General features: G+C 71.0%; 13 protein-coding genes and 1 riboswitch. Of the genes, 9 read left to right on the plus strand and 4 right to left on the minus strand.

Annotated elements, in window-relative coordinates:
- The first annotated feature begins 361 nt into the window (after positions 1-361).
- Positions 362-3,229 (plus strand): alpha/beta fold hydrolase, encoded by a 2,868-nt coding sequence (locus Van01_RS03420; RefSeq protein WP_203999611.1) that lies wholly within the window; start codon positions 362-364, stop codon positions 3,227-3,229.
- Positions 3,229-4,128 (plus strand): ABC transporter permease, encoded by a 900-nt coding sequence (locus Van01_RS03425; protein ID WP_203999640.1) that lies wholly within the window; start codon positions 3,229-3,231, stop codon positions 4,126-4,128. The genes Van01_RS03420 and Van01_RS03425 overlap by 1 nt, the downstream gene beginning before the upstream one ends.
- 14 nt (positions 4,129-4,142) lie before the next feature.
- Here the strand turns inward: Van01_RS03425 and Van01_RS03430 are convergent, their stop codons facing one another.
- Complete coding sequence (locus Van01_RS03430) at positions 4,143-4,874, minus strand: DUF4232 domain-containing protein (protein ID WP_203999643.1); 732 nt, start codon at positions 4,872-4,874, stop codon at positions 4,143-4,145.
- Between the two features lie 288 nt (positions 4,875-5,162).
- On the opposite strand from Van01_RS03430, the gene Van01_RS03435 reads away from it, so the two are divergent.
- The 4 genes from Van01_RS03435 to paaN all read left to right on the plus strand — a co-directional run bounded on the left by Van01_RS03435 (position 5,163) and on the right by paaN (position 10,147).
- Entirely contained in the window at positions 5,163-5,609 is a 447-nt protein-coding gene (locus tag Van01_RS03435; protein ID WP_203999647.1) for a DoxX family protein, read from the plus strand.
- A gap of 118 nt (positions 5,610-5,727) precedes the next feature.
- Positions 5,728-5,863, plus strand: a riboswitch (SAM riboswitch).
- Between the two features lie 9 nt (positions 5,864-5,872).
- Complete coding sequence (thrC, locus tag Van01_RS03440; RefSeq protein WP_203999650.1) at positions 5,873-7,159, plus strand: threonine synthase; 1,287 nt, start codon at positions 5,873-5,875, stop codon at positions 7,157-7,159.
- Between the two features lie 241 nt (positions 7,160-7,400).
- Entirely contained in the window at positions 7,401-8,420 is a 1,020-nt protein-coding gene (locus Van01_RS03445; protein ID WP_203999653.1) for a GNAT family N-acetyltransferase, read from the plus strand.
- Positions 8,421-8,473: 53 nt separating this feature from the next.
- Positions 8,474-10,147: a phenylacetic acid degradation protein PaaN gene (gene paaN / locus Van01_RS03450; protein WP_203999671.1), complete on the plus strand. Its 1,674-nt coding sequence runs from the start codon at positions 8,474-8,476 to the stop codon at positions 10,145-10,147.
- 10 nt (positions 10,148-10,157) lie between these two features.
- Here the strand turns inward: paaN and Van01_RS03455 are convergent, their stop codons facing one another.
- On the minus strand, positions 10,158-10,688 hold the full coding sequence (locus tag Van01_RS03455) for a GNAT family N-acetyltransferase (protein WP_203999674.1): 531 nt from the start codon (positions 10,686-10,688) through the stop codon (positions 10,158-10,160).
- Between the two features lie 212 nt (positions 10,689-10,900).
- Here Van01_RS03455 and Van01_RS03460 point away from each other — a divergent pair, with 212 nt between their 5' ends.
- The 3 genes from Van01_RS03460 (at position 10,901) to groL (ending at position 14,239) form a co-directional block, all read left to right on the plus strand.
- Entirely contained in the window at positions 10,901-11,101 is a 201-nt protein-coding gene (locus tag Van01_RS03460; protein WP_099852798.1) for a cold-shock protein, read from the plus strand.
- 127 nt (positions 11,102-11,228) lie between these two features.
- Positions 11,229-12,341 (plus strand): hypothetical protein, encoded by a 1,113-nt coding sequence (locus Van01_RS03465; RefSeq protein WP_203999677.1) that lies wholly within the window; start codon positions 11,229-11,231, stop codon positions 12,339-12,341.
- 275 nt (positions 12,342-12,616) lie between these two features.
- The gene (gene groL, locus Van01_RS03470) at positions 12,617-14,239 is read left to right on the plus strand and encodes a chaperonin GroEL (RefSeq protein WP_203999680.1); all 1,623 of its coding nucleotides are present in this window, start codon (positions 12,617-12,619) and stop codon (positions 14,237-14,239) included.
- Between the two features lie 108 nt (positions 14,240-14,347).
- On the opposite strand, the gene Van01_RS03475 is transcribed toward groL, so the two are convergent.
- Together Van01_RS03475 and Van01_RS03480 are read right to left on the minus strand one after the other, a co-directional pair.
- Positions 14,348-14,587 carry a hypothetical protein gene (locus Van01_RS03475; protein ID WP_204000656.1) on the minus strand — a complete coding sequence of 80 codons (240 nt, stop codon included), beginning with the start codon at positions 14,585-14,587 and terminating at the stop codon, positions 14,348-14,350.
- A gap of 192 nt (positions 14,588-14,779) precedes the next feature.
- Complete coding sequence (locus Van01_RS03480; protein ID WP_203999683.1) at positions 14,780-14,977, minus strand: hypothetical protein; 198 nt, start codon at positions 14,975-14,977, stop codon at positions 14,780-14,782.
- Positions 14,978-15,016: the final 39 nt, after the last annotated feature.

Raw genomic sequence — 15,016 nt, forward strand, 5'->3', positions numbered from 1 at the left:
CCTCCGGCGTGGCGCAGGTTGTCCGACGGCGTCGACGAGCCGGTCCCGTGCGCCGGACCGGAAAACTAATCGAAGGCTGGTGGTCTGGGATCGGTCGGCAACCGTCAGTTTTGCGTCACTTCGAGCGATGTGACTCACGGCGATCGATTTGCTCACGGTGGGTGCCACTCATGTGGAAGATAGGCGTACTTGAGTATAGATTCCGATGAAAGGCGGGAATTTCCACGATGCGAAGTCATCCCAAAGGTTCGCCGACTGGACGCTGTGCGGATGACCTTCGCCGGATGACGATCGGGCTACCAGAACGGACGTACGGCGGATCTCAGCTAATACCCAGGTTCCGGGCCGTACCGTGTGCCCAATGAGATCGCCGTTCTCGGCCGCGCGGATGCGACGTGCCCTGCCCACCGGTCGTCGGGCCGTCGCCGCCACCGCGGCTGTCGTGCTGCTGGCGGCGGCAGTGGTGTGGGCGGTCTGGCCGGACCGGCCGAGCTTTCGCACCGAGTCCGCGATGCTCACCGTCCGGTCCGGACCCAACGGCGACGAGCCGGTCGACCTGGACACCACCCTGTATCTTCCGCGTGACGCCGCAGCCGGTCGCGAGGTGCCCGCGGTGCTGCTCGCCCACGGCTTCGGCGGCACGAAGGAGTCGGTCCGCACCGACGCCGAGGACCTGGCCGACCGGGGGTACGCCGTACTGACCTGGACCGCGCGCGGTTTCGGCCGCAGCGGCGGCGAGATCCACCTGGACAGCCCCGACCACGAGGTACGCGACGCCCAGCGGCTGCTGGACTGGCTCGCCGAGCGGCCGGAGATCCGTACCGACGCCGCGGGTGACCCACGGGTGGGCGTGGTCGGCGGCTCCTACGGCGGCGCGCTGTCGTTGCTGCTCGCCGCTCAGGATCAGCGGGTCGACGCGATCGTTCCCATGATCACTTGGAACGACCTGTCCCGCGCGTTCCTGCCGGAGAGCACCGGCGGCGAACCGGTCGAGGGCGTGTTCAAGTCCGGCTGGGCCGGCATCTTCTTCGGCGGCGGCGGAAACGTCGGCTCCGGCCCGGCCGGGATCTCCGGCACCGGCGCCGAGACGCCGGAGGGCGCGCCGGGCGCCGGGCCGCCCAGCCCCGCCCCGGGCCAGGGGCCCGGCACCGCACCCGGCGCACCGACCGTCGGCGGTCTGCCCGATCCCTCCTGCGGCCGGTTCGCCGCCGACGTCTGCGCCGCGTACCTGCGCATCGCCGCCACCGGCCGGGCCGACCAGGGCGCCGTCGACCTGCTGCGCCGGTCCAGCCCGGCTGGCGTGCTGGACCGGATCACGGCACCCACCCTGCTCGTCCAGGGCGCGGCGGACACCCTCTTCCCGCTGGCCGAGGCCGACGCCAACGCCCGGGGCATCGCCGCGAACGGCACGCCGGTCCGGGTCGCCTGGTTCACCGGCGGCCACGACGGCGGCTCCGGACCGCAGACCGACTCCGACCGGGTGAAGTTCCTTACCGCGCAGTGGCTCGACCACTACGTGGCCGGCGACGGTGACTCGCCCGGCGACACCTTCACCTTCTCGCGGATCGCCGGCTTCGACGCCATGGACCGTGGGCTGGTCGCCACCGGCTACCGCACCGAGGACTACCCCGGTATCGGCGGCGACTCCCGGGTCGAGGTGGCCGTGGCCGGCCCGGCTCAGCCGGTGGCCAACCCGCCCGGCGGCAACCCCGCCGCGATCTCCTCGGTGCCGTTCGCCGGCTCGTTGAGTTCGCTGCTCGGCGGGGTGGCCGGCGACATACCAGGGCAGCACGCGCGGTTCGAGTCCGAGCCGTTGACCGAGGCGGTCGACATCGTCGGTGCGCCGACCGTGTCGCTGCGCGCCGCGTCGAGCAGCGGCGAGGCCGTCCTCTTCGCCAAGCTCTACGTGGTCGACCCGGAGGGGGCGGCCACCCTGCCCAGCGGGCTCATCGCGCCGATCCGGCTCAGCGACCTGCCGGCGAGCGTGGACGCCGCCACGCCGGTGACCGTGACCCTGCCGGCGATCGTGCACCGGGTGGAGGCCGGGCACCGGCTCCGGCTGGTGGTGGCCACCTCGGACCAGGCGTACACGACCCCGATCGAGCCGGCGGTCTACACCGTCGCGGTCGGCGACACACCTGTCAGCCTGCCCACTGTCGACAGTGACCCGATCCCCACCGAGGCGGCGCTCTGGCGCTGGGTGCTTGTGGGGTTGATCACCGCCATCGTGGTCGGGCTCGTCGTGCTCGTGGCCGTGCTGCGCCGCCGGCACCGTCGCCAGGACACCTCCGTGCATCCGGAGTACGCGGACACCCCGCTCGCGGTGCGCCGGCTGCGCAAGGAGTACGCCGACGGCTTCGTCGCGGTCTCCGAGGTGGACTTCGAGGTGCACCCCGGTCAGGTGGTCGGCCTGCTCGGGCCCAACGGCGCCGGCAAGACCACCACGCTGCGGGTGCTCATGGGGTTGACCCAGCCCACCGCCGGGGAGATCTACGTCTTCGGGCACCGGTTGGTGCCCGGCTCACCGGTGCTGTCACGGATCGGCGCGCTCGTGGAGGGGCCGGGGTTCCTGCCGCACCTGTCCGGTCTGGACAACCTGAAGGCGTACTGGCGGGCGACCGGCCGGCCGGAGGCCGACGCCCACTTCGAGCAGGCACTCGAGATCGCCGGCCTGGGCTCCTCGGTGCACCGGCGGGTACGCAAGTACAGCCACGGCATGCGGCAGCGGTTGGCCATCGCCCAGGCCATGCTCGGCCTGCCTGAGCTGCTGGTGCTCGACGAACCGACCGACGGGCTGGACCCGCCACAGATCGCCGAGATGCGTCGGGTGCTCCAGCGGTACGCCACCGACGGTCGGGCGGTGCTGGTCTCCAGTCACCTGCTCGCCGAGGTGGAACAGACCTGCACCCACGCCGTGGTGGTGAACAAGGGCCGGATCGTGGCCTCCGGACCGGTCGAGGAGATCGTCGGTGACTCGCCGAGCGTGCTGTTCGAGGTGAACGACCCGACCGCGGCCCGCACCGTGCTCGACGGCCTCGGCGGCGTACGCGTCCTGGACGACGCCGACGGGCACTTGGTGGTCGACACCAACGGCACCGCCCGCAGCGAGGTGGTCGCCGAGCTGGTCCGGGCCGGGATCGCAGTGGACCGGGTGGTGCCCCGGCGCCGCCTGGAGGACGCCTTCCTCGCCCTGGTGGGCGAGAACTCTCGGGGAAGCGGGGACCGGTGATGGCGGGATCGACTGTCGAGCCGACAGGGGAGACGACGAGCGTTGCGGCCTCGGGGGCGGCGGCCGGCTACCGACCCGCCCGGACGCTGCCGTTCGGTGCGGAGTTCCGCAGGCAGGCGTCGCGTCGGCGTACCCAGCTGGCGCTCGGCTTCATGGTGCTGCTGCCGCTGATCATCCTGATCGCGTTCCAGTTCGACACCAACGACGACGACAACGGCGGGGGCGAGTTCGGCAGCCTGATCGATCTCGCCACCTCCGGTGGTCTGAACTTCACCCTCTTCACCATCTTCGTGTCGGCATCGTTCCTGCTGGTCGTCGTGGTGGCGCTGTTCTGCGGTGACACGGTGGCGAGCGAGGCGAGTTGGGGAAGCCTGCGCTACCTGCTGGCGATTCCGGTGCCCCGGGCCCGGCTGCTCACGGTGAAGCTGCTTGTCGCACTCGCCTACTCGGCGCTCGCGCTGGTGCTGCTCGCCGGCACCGCGCTGGCCATCGGCACCCTGCGCTACGGCTGGTCGCCGCTGCGCAGCACGGTCGCCGCCCAGTTGGCACCGGGCGAGGGGCTGCTGCGGCTGCTCGCGGTGCTCGGGTACCTGGCGATCGTCCTGCTGGTGGTCGCGGGCCTGGCGTTCCTGCTCTCGGTGACCACCGACGCGGCGCTCGGCGCGGTGGGTGGCGCGGTGCTGCTGTGGATTCTCTCCAGCATCCTGGATCAGATCACCGCGCTCGGCGTCATCCGGTCGTTCCTGCCGACGCACTACAGCACCGCGTGGTTGGGGTTGCTCTCCACCCCTGTGCAGACCGACGACATCGTCCGGGGCACCGTCTCGGCGATCTGCTACGCGACGGTGTTCTGGGGCCTCGCCTTCTGGCGCTTCACCCGCAAGGACATCACCAGCTGAGCGCACCGTACCGGTCAGAGCAGCGGGACCGGTGTGGTGGGCGGCGCGTCGGGCACCGCCCGCGTCGGCTCCGGGGTGCTCGGCTTCTGCTTCCGCCAGGCGCTGACCCCGAGCCGGTCGGTGTTGCCCAGGTCGATCCGCCCCTGCATGACGACCCGCTGGGCGGGCTGACCGCGCAGCGGGGCGACGTCGAGGTGCTCGGCGTTCGTCGCCACCACCGTCGGGTCGTCGACCAGGTTGCGCCAGAGCAGGGCGGCACCGGCCGCCTCGCCGGGCGCCAGCACCATCGGCCGGGGTGGCTTGTCGAAGCCGGACGTGATTCCTTTCGCGCCCTGGATCACCCGGACCGGGATGGCGTTGCCGTCCGCGTCCCGCAGTTGCGGCGCCGGATACCCGTGCAGCCGGTAGGGGCGGTCACCGCAGTTGACAAGCTCGAGGCCCATCGCCCGTAGCCCCATGGCGGCGCTGACGCCGCGGTAGGTGATCCGCACGCCGGAGTCGGGGCAGCCGGACGTCGGGCCGTTGTCGACGCCGGGTTCGCGGTCACGGGACGGCATGTCACCGAGCGCGCTGGATGTCGGGTCGCCGGGCGCGCTGGAGGCCGGCACCGGGCCGACCGGAGCAGCCACCCCGACGCCGACCGGGGCGCAGCCGGTGAGGAGGGCGAGCGCTGCGGCGCCCGAGACCGGTACGGCGACGAGCCGACGGAGACCGGCGGTCGGGCTGCGGAGCGGTGCGCCTGGCATCCGAGCATCGTCGCACCGGCCGCCGCAGCCTGTTGCCCCGCCATCGGTGTGAGCGGACCACGAGGCCGGGTCGAGCCCCTGTCCGGCCGAGCGGACGGCGGCATACTCCGCCCGGTCCTGCCCGTGCCGGACCAGCTACTCCGGGCCGGGTGGGAGAAACCGCCGCGGTTTCCGGAAGCTGCGCCCGCCAGGCTGAGTGTGGGAGCGTTCCCACGAAGAGAGATTGCATCGACAACTATTTATGACTTCCGCATTCTTGTACCACCACCCCACTCGTAGGAGGTACCAATGCGTGCTGACCGGTTCGGCGGGCCGGCCCTGTCCCTGTTCCGCATCGTCATCGGGTTGTTGTTCCTCATTCACGGCATGTCGTCCGTGTTCGGGATCTTCGGCGGCAACCGTGGCACCGGCGAGGCCGTGCCCCTGGGTCAGTGGCCCGGCTGGTACGCCGCGCTGATCCAGTTGGTCTGTGGCGGCCTCGTGCTCCTCGGGCTGTTCACCCGGCCCGCGGCCCTGCTGGCGTCGGGCTCCATGGCCTACGCGTACTTCGTGGTCCACCAGCCCGAGTCGCTGCTGCCGCTGCGCAACCACGGCGAGTTGTCAGTGCTCTTCTGCTGGTCGTTCTTCCTGATCGCGGTGCTCGGCCCGGGCACCTGGGCTGTGGACAACCTGTGGCGGCGCGGCGACGCGACTGTCGCCCTGGACCGGGCTGAACCACGATCGGTCCCGGCCTGACGGCAGTGCCTCAGCGGCGCCGGGGCACGCGACGGCGCCGCTGAGGCTTCGCTCACAAGCTGGGATTGACCGGCGACGGCCGCGACCGGATTGCCTAGACTCGGTCACACAACTGCATACCTCATCCAGAGGGGCTGAGGGATACGGCCCGACGACGCCCCGGCAACCACCTCGCACGCTCACCGTTGAGCGTTCGGCGGGGCAGGTGCCAATTCCGTCCCCGCCGCAGGGTGCGATGCGGGGAAAGATGAGAGGACTTCGACATGACGTCGACGCTCGCCCCGTCCGGCATCGACACCGCCGCCAGCCCCGCCCGTGCCCTGGTCTGCCGGGCCTGTTCGGCCCGCTACCCGCTCGCCGCGCAGCACGCCTGTTACGAGTGTTTCGGCCCGTTGGAGGTCGACTACGACCCGGCCGCCCTCGCCGCCGTGACCCGCGAGCAGATCGAGGCCGGCCCGCGCAACCTCTGGCGGTACGCCGCCCTGCTGCCCGCCGGTCAGGACCCGGCCGCCCGGGTCACCCTGGACCCGGGGTTCACTCCGCTGGTGGCCGCCGACCGGCTCGCCGTCGAGTTGGGCATCACCGCTCCGCTGTGGGTCAAGGACGACAGCGCCAACCCCACCCACTCGTTCAAGGACCGGGTGGTGTCGGTGGCGCTCACCGCCGCCCGCGCGCTGGGTTTCTCCCGGTTCGCCTGCGCCTCCACCGGTAACCTGGCCAACTCCGTCGCCGCACACGCTGCCCGGGTCGGTGCGCCGTCCGTGGTCTTCATCCCGAGCGACCTGGAGCAGGGCAAGGTCGTCACCACCGCCGTCTACGGCGGCGACCTGGTCGCGATCGACGGGTCGTACGACGACGTGAACCGGCTCTGTGGCGAGCTTGTCGAGACCGACGAGTTCGAGGACACCGCATTCGTCAACGTCAACGTCCGGCCCTACTACGCGGAGGGGTCCAAGACGCTCGGCTACGAGGTGGCCGAGCAGCTCGGGTGGCGCATCCCCGCCCAGGTGGTCATCCCGATGGCTTCGGGTGAGCTGCTCACCAAGATTGACAAGGCGTTCAGCGAGCTTGTCGAGATCGGCCTGGTCGAGGCGCCGGCCGACGGTTGGAAGGTGTTCGGCGCGCAGTCCGCCGGCTGCAACCCGATCGCCACCGCACTGCACGCCGGCACCGACGCCATCACCCCGGTCAAGCCCACAGGCATCGCCAAGTCGCTGAACATCGGCGACCCGGCGGCCGGGCTGTACGCCCTGGAGGCGGTGCGTCGGACCGGTGGCTGGATGGACCACGCCGACGACGACGAGATCCGCGCGGGGGTGCGCCTGTTGGCGCGTACCACAGGGGTCTTCGCGGAGACGGCCGGCGGGGTGACCGTGGCGGTGCTGCGCAAGCTCGTCGAGTCGGGCCGGCTGGACCCGACGGCCGAGACGGTGGTGTTCAACACCGGCGAAGGGCTGAAGACGCTCGACGCGGTGGCCGGCGAGGTGGGCCCCACCCACCGGATCAAACCGTCGCTGCGCGCCGCCCGGGACGCGGGCCTGCTCAGCTGACCGCGACGGTCAGGGAGTAAGCGGCATTTCGCAGGGAGTGAGCGAAACACACCCTCGGGGACTTGACGACCGCAAACGGACGGCGCAAGATGCTCCGTGCGGGAGGGCGCTTCGCCGTAGACTTTCAGTCTTTACGACCCAGCGCCGGAGGCGTTGTGCGATCGTCCCTCCCGACCAACGTCCGAGCGGGCCAGCGAAAATTCGCTGGCCCGCTCGCCTGTCTCTGGCGCAGGCTGCCGGCATGACCGTCACCGTCACCCCCTTCGGTCCCGCCGACGAGCAGGCGATCGAGCAGGCGTACCGGATCGGCGCGGCGTACGTCGCCGCCGATCTGCCCGACTTCCCGCCCTTCTGCCGGCAGCGGTTCCTGGCGATGGTGCGTCATCCGATGCCGGGCAACGCACCTGTCAACCTGCTGGCCCACCTCGACGGTGAGCCCGCCGGCCACCTCGTGCTCGACCTGCCGCAGCTGGACAACACCGAGAACGCCTCCGCCGACCTGGTCGTGCACCCGGCGTACCGGCGTCGGGGGGTGGGCCGGGCGCTGGTCCAGCACGGTCTCGCCGTGCTGCGCGAGCACGGGCGCAAGCGGGTGAGCGCGATGAGCATGGCCCACCCACCCGGCGAGCCCGACCGCCCCTCGGTGGGTGCCGCCTTCGCCACCGCCTTCGGCGCGGTCGACGCCCTGCCCGACGTGCGCCGGCGGCTGGACACCGCCGATCTGGACCAGGCGCGGCTGGACGCGCTGCTCGCCGACGCCCGGGGCCGGGCGGGCGGCTACGAGGTGCTGCACTGGCGGGGTCGTACTCCCGACGACCTGGCCGCCGACGTGGCGTATCTGGACGGGCGGTTGCTGGCGGACGCGCCAATGGGTGACCTGGCCTGGGAGCCGGAGCAGGTCGACGCCGATCGCCTGCGCGGCACCGAGCTGGCGTTGGAGGCGCGTGGCCGGCGGCGCTACCACGTCGGCGTCCGCCACCAGGCGACCGGCCGGCTTGTCGCGTGGACCCTGCTGGACGTCGGTGCGTCGGCGGACTGGCACTCGTTCCAGCAGATCACAATCGTCGACCCGGAGCACCGGGGCCACCGGCTGGGCCTGCTTGCCAAGATCGAAAACTTGCGGCACCTGCTCGCCCACGAGCCGACGGTACGCGTGATCGACACCTTCAACGCGGGCAGCAACGATCACATGATCGCGATCAACGAGCAGCTCGGTTTCCGGGTGGTGGACCGGTGGAGCAACTGGCAGCTGACCATCTGAAGTTGTGACACGCCCCTACTGATCTGGGGGCTTCGTGTTGCATGATGGCGGGCATGACGGAGACCCCGCACCCCTTCTACGACAGGCACGCCGAGACCCTCAACCGCGCGCTGACCGCGATCACGGAGCGGGGATACTGGTCCGCCTACCCGGAATCCCCGAGCCCGCGGGTGTACGGCGAGACCGCCGCCGCCGACGGCAAGGCGGCCTTCGAGGCGTACCTGGGCGCAGACTTCCCGCTCGACCAGCCGGGCGACGGCGACCGGGTCGCCACCGAGCAGAGCCCGTTCGGCGTCGCACTGAACGTGCGCTACCCGCACGCCGACGCCGACCAGTTGGTCGCCGCCGCCTCCGCCGCGCTGCCCGCCTGGCGTGACGCCGGCCCGCAGACCCGGGTGGGCGTCTGCCTGGAGATTCTCGACCGGCTGCACCGGAACATCTTCGAGCTGGCCAACGCGGTGCAGTTCACCAGCGGCCAGGCGTTCGTGATGGCCTTCCAGGCCGGCGGCGCGCACGCGCTGGACCGCGCGCTTGAGGCGCTTGCCTACTCGTACGCGGAGATGACCCGGCACCCGGGGAGCGCCGCCTGGGAGAAGGCCGCCGGCAAGGGCGAACCGCTGCGGATGAGCAAGACCTTCCACGTGGTGCCCCGGGGGGTGGCCCTGGTCATCGGCTGCAACACCTTCCCGACCTGGAACTCGTACCCGGGGTTGTTCGCCTCGCTCGTCACCGGCAACCCCGTCGTGATCAAGCCACACCCGCGCGCCGTGCTGCCGCTGGCCGTCACCGTCCGGTACGCCCGCGAGGTGCTCGCCGAGGCCGACTTCGATCCGAACCTGGTGCTGCTGGCCCCCGAGGCCCCGAGCGAGAAGCTCGCCTCGACGCTGGCCCTGCACCCGGCGGTCCGGATCGTCGACTTCACCGGCTCCACCGAGTACGGCGACTGGCTGGAGGCCAACGCCCGGCAGGCTGCCGTCTACACCGAGAAGGCGGGGCTCAACACGGTGGTGGTCGACTCCACCGACGACTTCGCCGGGATGTGCCGCAACCTGGGCTTCACGCTGACGCTCTACAGCGGCCAGATGTGCACCACCTCGCAGAACATCCTCATCCCGCGGGACGGCATCGACACCGACCAGGGGCACAAGAGCTTCGACGAGGTGGCCGGCGGCATCGGCGCGGCGGTCGGCAAGCTCACCGGCGATCCGGCCCGGGGGGTGGAGCTGACCGGCGCGATCGTCAACGACGGTGTGCTGGAGCGGCTGGACGAGGTCGCCAAGGTCGGTGCGCCGGTGCTGGAGTCGCGTACCGTCGAGCACCCGTCGTTCCCGGACGCCGTCGTGCGTACGCCGACAATCGTCAAGCTCGACGCCGACGACGCCGCCACCTACTCGCGGGAGTGGTTCGGGCCGATCTCCTTCGCCATCGCCACCGACTCCACCGCGCACAGCCTGGAGATCCTCCGCTCGACCGTGGGTGAGAAGGGCGCTCTCACCGCGGCCGTCTACTCCACCGACGAAGCGGTGCTGGACGCCACCGAGGCGACAGCTGTCGAGGTCGGGGTGCACCTGTCGGCGAACCTCACGGGTGGTGTCTTCGTGAACCAGTCGGCGGCCTTCTCCGACTTCCACGGCAGCGGGGCGAACGCGGCGGCCAACTCGGCGTTGACCGACGGGGCGTACGTGGCGAACCGGTTCCGCATCGTGCAGAGCCGCCGGCACGCGTAGGGGCTGCGGCCTACACCGCCCTGCGCATCTGGAGTTCGCGCAGGGCGGGGATGTTCGGATGCGGCAGGCGGACCCCGGTGTCGACGAAGCCCAGCCGCTGGTAGGCCCGGTAGGCACGGTCGTTGCCGACCACCACCTCAAGCATCAGCTCGTCCCGTCCGCAGGACCGGGACCAGCCCGCCACCCCGTCGACCAGATCCGCGAGCAGGCCGGTGCCGCGCCAGGTCGGCGTGATGTAGACGGCGTAGATCACCGTCACGCCCGGCTCGGTCGGGTGGGTGACCCCGCCGGCGTGCCCGACCAGCCGGCCGCCCGGATCGGCCACGAACTGCGCCGTGTCCGGGCCGGCCGAGACCTGGGCGACGCGGGCGGCGTACTCGGCGTGGGGTCGGGCCGCGGCCTCGGCGATCGTCTCCAGGAACGCCAGCGGCGCGTCCGCGAGCATCTCCAGGCGTAGCGCCCGCATCCGGGCCGTGTCGGCTGGCTCGACCCGGCGGATCACCGCTCCACGTACGCCTGTTCCGCCGGTGACGCTCGTCATGCCCGCATGCTTATCACAATGACGGACGACGATGCGGGTGAACGTAATACGCCCGATTTGTGGTCGTGCGCCGTCGTCACTCCTCGTGTAGCGTGCGATTTCGGTCACCCGTTTCAGCGGTCGTCGCCGATCGCCCAAAACCGGTGGTTTCCGGGTGCCGGCGCGCCGGCGACCCGAGGTAGTGGAACGCCGTGCAGAGTGAGGAAAACACCGTGGCACAAGGCACCGTGAAGTGGTTCAACGCCGAGAAGGGCTACGGCTTCATCGCCGTCGACGGCGGGCAGGACGTCTTCGTCCACTTCTCCGCGATCGAGATGGACGGCTACAAGGCGCTGGACGACGGCCAACGGGTGGAGTTCGAGATCGCCCAGGGCCAGAAGGGCCCGCAGGCCGAGCGGGTACGCGTCATCTGAGCGTTGACCACCCACCCCATTGACCGATCGTCGTCGGGGTGGCGTGACCATGGCCGGAGGGGGCTGCGGTGCCGGCGCCCCACAAGGGAAGATCATGGACCGATCCAGCCGTCGCTGAGGAGGGTTCATGTCCGACCAGCCGCCCCCGACAGGTCCGCTCTCCTCGCCTCCGGGTGAGCCGGAACCGCCCGCCGCCGGTTGGGCCGGTCAGCCGCCCCCGCCCGGTGCGCCTCCGTACGGTCCGCCCCCGCCCGGCCCGGCGCCGTACGGTCCGTCTGCGTACGGTCCGCCGCCCGGCCAGCCGCCCCACGTCGGCACGACGCCCTACCCGGGCCAGCCGGCCTATCCCGGCCAGCAGCCCTACGGCCGGTACCCGCACCCGCTCGGCTACGGACTCGACCCCGCTGACGCCCTGGTCACCCCGCCCGGGGCCGGGCTCGGCGGCTGGTTCGCGCGCTGCCTGGGCGCCGCCCGCCGGGGCTGGCGAGAGCTGCTGCCGATCCTGATGCTCACCCAGGTGGTGCCGGCCGCGGTGCTGTCGGTGCTGGTGCTGGCCGTGGATCCCTCGGCCCGTTGGGATGCCCAGCTCGCCAGCGACTCCGCCGCGCTGCCGGCGAACTTCTGGACCGATCTCGCGATGCTCCTGCTCGTGCTGGTCACCGGCAGCCTGCTGCTCGGTCTGGTGCAGTGCGTCGGCTGGGCCGCCGGCACCTGGGTGATCGCCAGGCAGGCGGCCGGCCAGCCGGTCGGCCTCGGTGCCGCCCTGCGCTACGGGCTGCGTCGGGCGCTCGGGCTCTGGGGCTGGACGCTGCTCATCACCCTGATCGTCACCTTCGGGTTCTGTCTCTGCTTCCTGCCCGGCGTGTACGCGGCCTTCGCGCTGGCCATGGCCGGTCCGGTCTACCTCTTCGAACGGCACGACCCACTGAGCCGGTCGCACCGCATGCTGCGCGACCGGCTGGGGCTGCTGCTCGGCCGGGTGGCGCTGGTGGGCGCCGCCGTGATCGGCGTCTCGCTCGTCGCGAGCCTTGTCGAGTCGCTGGCGATCCTGCCCTTCGGCGCCACTCCGCTGGACTCGCCGGGTACGGCTGTGGGTGTGGTGCTGACGATTGCGGTGGTCGCCGTGCTGACGTTGCCGGCGTACCTCGCGCAGCTGGTCGGGCTCGTTGTCACCTACGCCGAGCAGCGGGCGCACGAGGGGCCGGTGAACGGCGCGCAACTGGCGGCCGAACTCGGCTGACCCGGGCCATCGTGCTTGCACTCGGCAGGGCAGAGTGCTAAACAAGTCATTGGCACTCGCATGGCGTGAGTGCCAGTTGGTCGGGACGGTGGGGCTGCGGTCGCGCCCGTGACATAACCACGGGTGAGGCACGTGGCCGGTCGTCGCGGGCTATCCGGCCCGGCCGAGGAGACGTCGCCGTCGCCAGGTGGCGACGTCCCAAGGTGCGTACACCAGACGGCCCATCCGGGGCACACACTCGGGTGGCCCGTGAGTGTCCAGGAGGACAACGCCGTATGGCCAAGATGATCGCGTTCGACGAAGAGGCGCGCCGCGGCCTCGAGCGGGGCATGAACCAGCTCGCCGACGCCGTGAAGGTGACCCTCGGCCCCAAGGGCCGCAACGTCGTGCTCGAGAAGAAGTGGGGTGCCCCCACCATCACCAACGATGGTGTGAGCATCGCCAAGGAGATCGAGCTCGAGGACCCGTACGAGAAGATCGGCGCCGAGCTGGTCAAGGAGGTCGCCAAGAAGACCGACGACGTCGCCGGTGACGGCACGACGACGGCGACCGTCCTGGCCCAGGCACTCGTTCGCGAGGGCCTGCGCAACGTGGCCGCCGGTGCCAACCCGATGGCCCTGAAGCGGGGCATCGAGGCTGCCGTCGCCAACGTCTCGGAGGAGCTGCTGAAGCTCGCCAAGGACGTTGAGACCAAGGAGCAGATCGCCTCCACCGCCTCCATCTCCGCTGGTGACACCAGCGTCGGCGAGATCATCGCCGAGGCGATGGACAAGGTCGGCAAGGAAGGCGTCATCACCGTCGAGGAGAGCAACACCTTCGGGCTGGAGCTGGAGCTCACCGAGGGTATGCGCTTCGACAAGGGCTACATCTCGGCCTACTTCATGACCGACCCGGAGCGTATGGAGGCCGTCTTCGACGACCCGTACATCCTGATCGCGAACAGCAAGATCTCGTCGGTCAAGGACCTGCTCCCGATCCTGGAGAAGGTCATGCAGGGCGGCAAGCCGCTGCTGATCATCGCCGAGGACCTGGAGGGCGAGGCCCTGGCCACGCTCGTGGTCAACAAGGTCCGTGGCACCTTCAAGTCGGTCGCCGTGAAGGCTCCGGGCTTCGGTGACCGCCGTAAGGCCATGCTGACCGACATCGCCATCCTCACCGGTGGCCAGGTCATCAGCGAGGAGGTCGGCCTCAAGCTGGACGCCGTCAGTCTCGACATGCTGGGCCGCGCCCGCAAGGTCGTGGTGACCAAGGACGAGACCACGATCGTCGACGGTGCCGGCGACGCCGAGCAGATCCAGGGCCGGGTCAACCAGATCCGGGCCGAGATTGACAAGAGCGACTCCGACTACGACCGGGAGAAGCTGCAGGAGCGGCTGGCCAAGCTGGCCGGCGGCGTTGCGGTGATCAAGGTCGGCGCGGCCACCGAGGTCGAGCTCAAGGAGCGCAAGCACCGCATCGAGGACGCGGTCCGCAACGCCAAGGCCGCCGTCGAGGAGGGCATCGTCCCGGGTGGTGGTGTCGCGCTGGTTCAGGCCGGCAAGACCGCCTTCGACAAGCTCGACCTGGCCGGCGACGAGGCGACCGGCGCGCAGATCGTGAAGATCGCGCTGGACGCCCCGCTGCGGCAGATCGCCGTGAACGCCGGCCTTGAGGGCGGCGTCGTGGTGGAGCGGGTCCGCAACCTCGACCCGGGTCACGGCCTCAACGCCGCGACCGGCGAGTACGTCGACCTGCTGGCCGCGGGCATCATCGACCCGGCCAAGGTGACCCGTTCGGCGCTGCAGAACGCCTCGTCGATCGCCGCGCTGTTCCTCACCACCGAGGCCGTCGTGGCGGACAAGCCGGAGAAGACCCCGGCCGCACCGGCTGGCCCGGGCGGCGGGGACATGGACTTCTGAGTCCAGCTCCAACGCCGGAAGGGGCGGGCCGCGTCAGCGGTCCGCCCCTTCCGCTGTGTCTCGGCAGTGTCGTCGTCTCTGGTCCCCGCAGTGTTGCCGCCTGGACCGCTACGTCGGCAGTGGCCGCCGGTTCCGTCGCTGCCGCGCCCGGTCGTACGGTGGGTGTTGAACCGGCTCGTCCACCAGGATGAGTGGCTCCTCGGGTGGCTCGCTCGCACCTGTCATCTCGGCCAGTTGCTCGGCGTCGCCATAGTCGAGCCGGTCGATCGGCAGTTGGCCGGGGAGTCCGTGGACCGTGGCCCGGGTGGCCGGCGGGGCGTCCCGGGTCTGATCGTCGTCCATGGTCATCGCTGCCTCCTCTACCGAAACGGTAGGGGGCGCCGAGCGTCGGGGCGGCTGAACGGCATTATCAGGATCTATCTGCCATTTGCCCTTTCGACTGCGGCACCGCGACCTGCGGTACGGGAGACGACGCATTCGCCCCGGACGCGCTGCACTGCCCGAATGCGGGCACCGCCGGTGCTGAACCGGTGACCCGGGTCAGGGCGGGCCGGTGACGCCGCCGCGGTGGCTGAACGGGTCGTCGGTGGCGGACCTGGTGACCACGTGGACCACTCCGCAGCACAGCGCCACGACGAGGGCCGGGACGCCCAGCAGGATCAGCAGGGCCATGCCCCGCCAGCGGGCTGTCGACGACGGCGGCAGGGGAGCCGCCGCCCCGGGTGAATGACCGTGCATGAAGCCGCAAGATAGCAGGTCAGGAATGGTCGGATAACC

It is taken from the genome of Micromonospora andamanensis (assembly GCF_016863495.1).
GTDB lineage: Bacteria > Actinomycetota > Actinomycetes > Mycobacteriales > Micromonosporaceae > Micromonospora > Micromonospora andamanensis.

Excerpts from the sequence above, each read along its gene's own strand:
- Van01_RS03480 (WP_203999683.1), bottom strand. The coding sequence starts at position 14,977 with ATGCACGGTCATTCACCCGGGGCGGCGGCTCCCCTGCCGCCGTCGTCG.
- Van01_RS03420 (WP_203999611.1), top strand. The coding sequence starts at position 362 with ATGAGATCGCCGTTCTCGGCCGCGCGGATGCGACGTGCCCTGCCCACC.
- Van01_RS03445 (WP_203999653.1), top strand. The coding sequence starts at position 7,401 with ATGACCGTCACCGTCACCCCCTTCGGTCCCGCCGACGAGCAGGCGATC.
- Van01_RS03435 (WP_203999647.1), top strand. The coding sequence starts at position 5,163 with ATGCGTGCTGACCGGTTCGGCGGGCCGGCCCTGTCCCTGTTCCGCATC.
- Van01_RS03475 (WP_204000656.1), bottom strand. The coding sequence starts at position 14,587 with ATGACCATGGACGACGATCAGACCCGGGACGCCCCGCCGGCCACCCGG.
- paaN (WP_203999671.1), top strand. The coding sequence starts at position 8,474 with ATGACGGAGACCCCGCACCCCTTCTACGACAGGCACGCCGAGACCCTC.
- Van01_RS03425 (WP_203999640.1), top strand. The coding sequence starts at position 3,229 with ATGGCGGGATCGACTGTCGAGCCGACAGGGGAGACGACGAGCGTTGCG.
- thrC (WP_203999650.1), top strand. The coding sequence starts at position 5,873 with ATGACGTCGACGCTCGCCCCGTCCGGCATCGACACCGCCGCCAGCCCC.
- Van01_RS03430 (WP_203999643.1), bottom strand. The coding sequence starts at position 4,874 with ATGCCAGGCGCACCGCTCCGCAGCCCGACCGCCGGTCTCCGTCGGCTC.
- groL (WP_203999680.1), top strand. The coding sequence starts at position 12,617 with ATGGCCAAGATGATCGCGTTCGACGAAGAGGCGCGCCGCGGCCTCGAG.
- Van01_RS03455 (WP_203999674.1), bottom strand. The coding sequence starts at position 10,688 with ATGACGAGCGTCACCGGCGGAACAGGCGTACGTGGAGCGGTGATCCGC.
- Van01_RS03465 (WP_203999677.1), top strand. The coding sequence starts at position 11,229 with ATGTCCGACCAGCCGCCCCCGACAGGTCCGCTCTCCTCGCCTCCGGGT.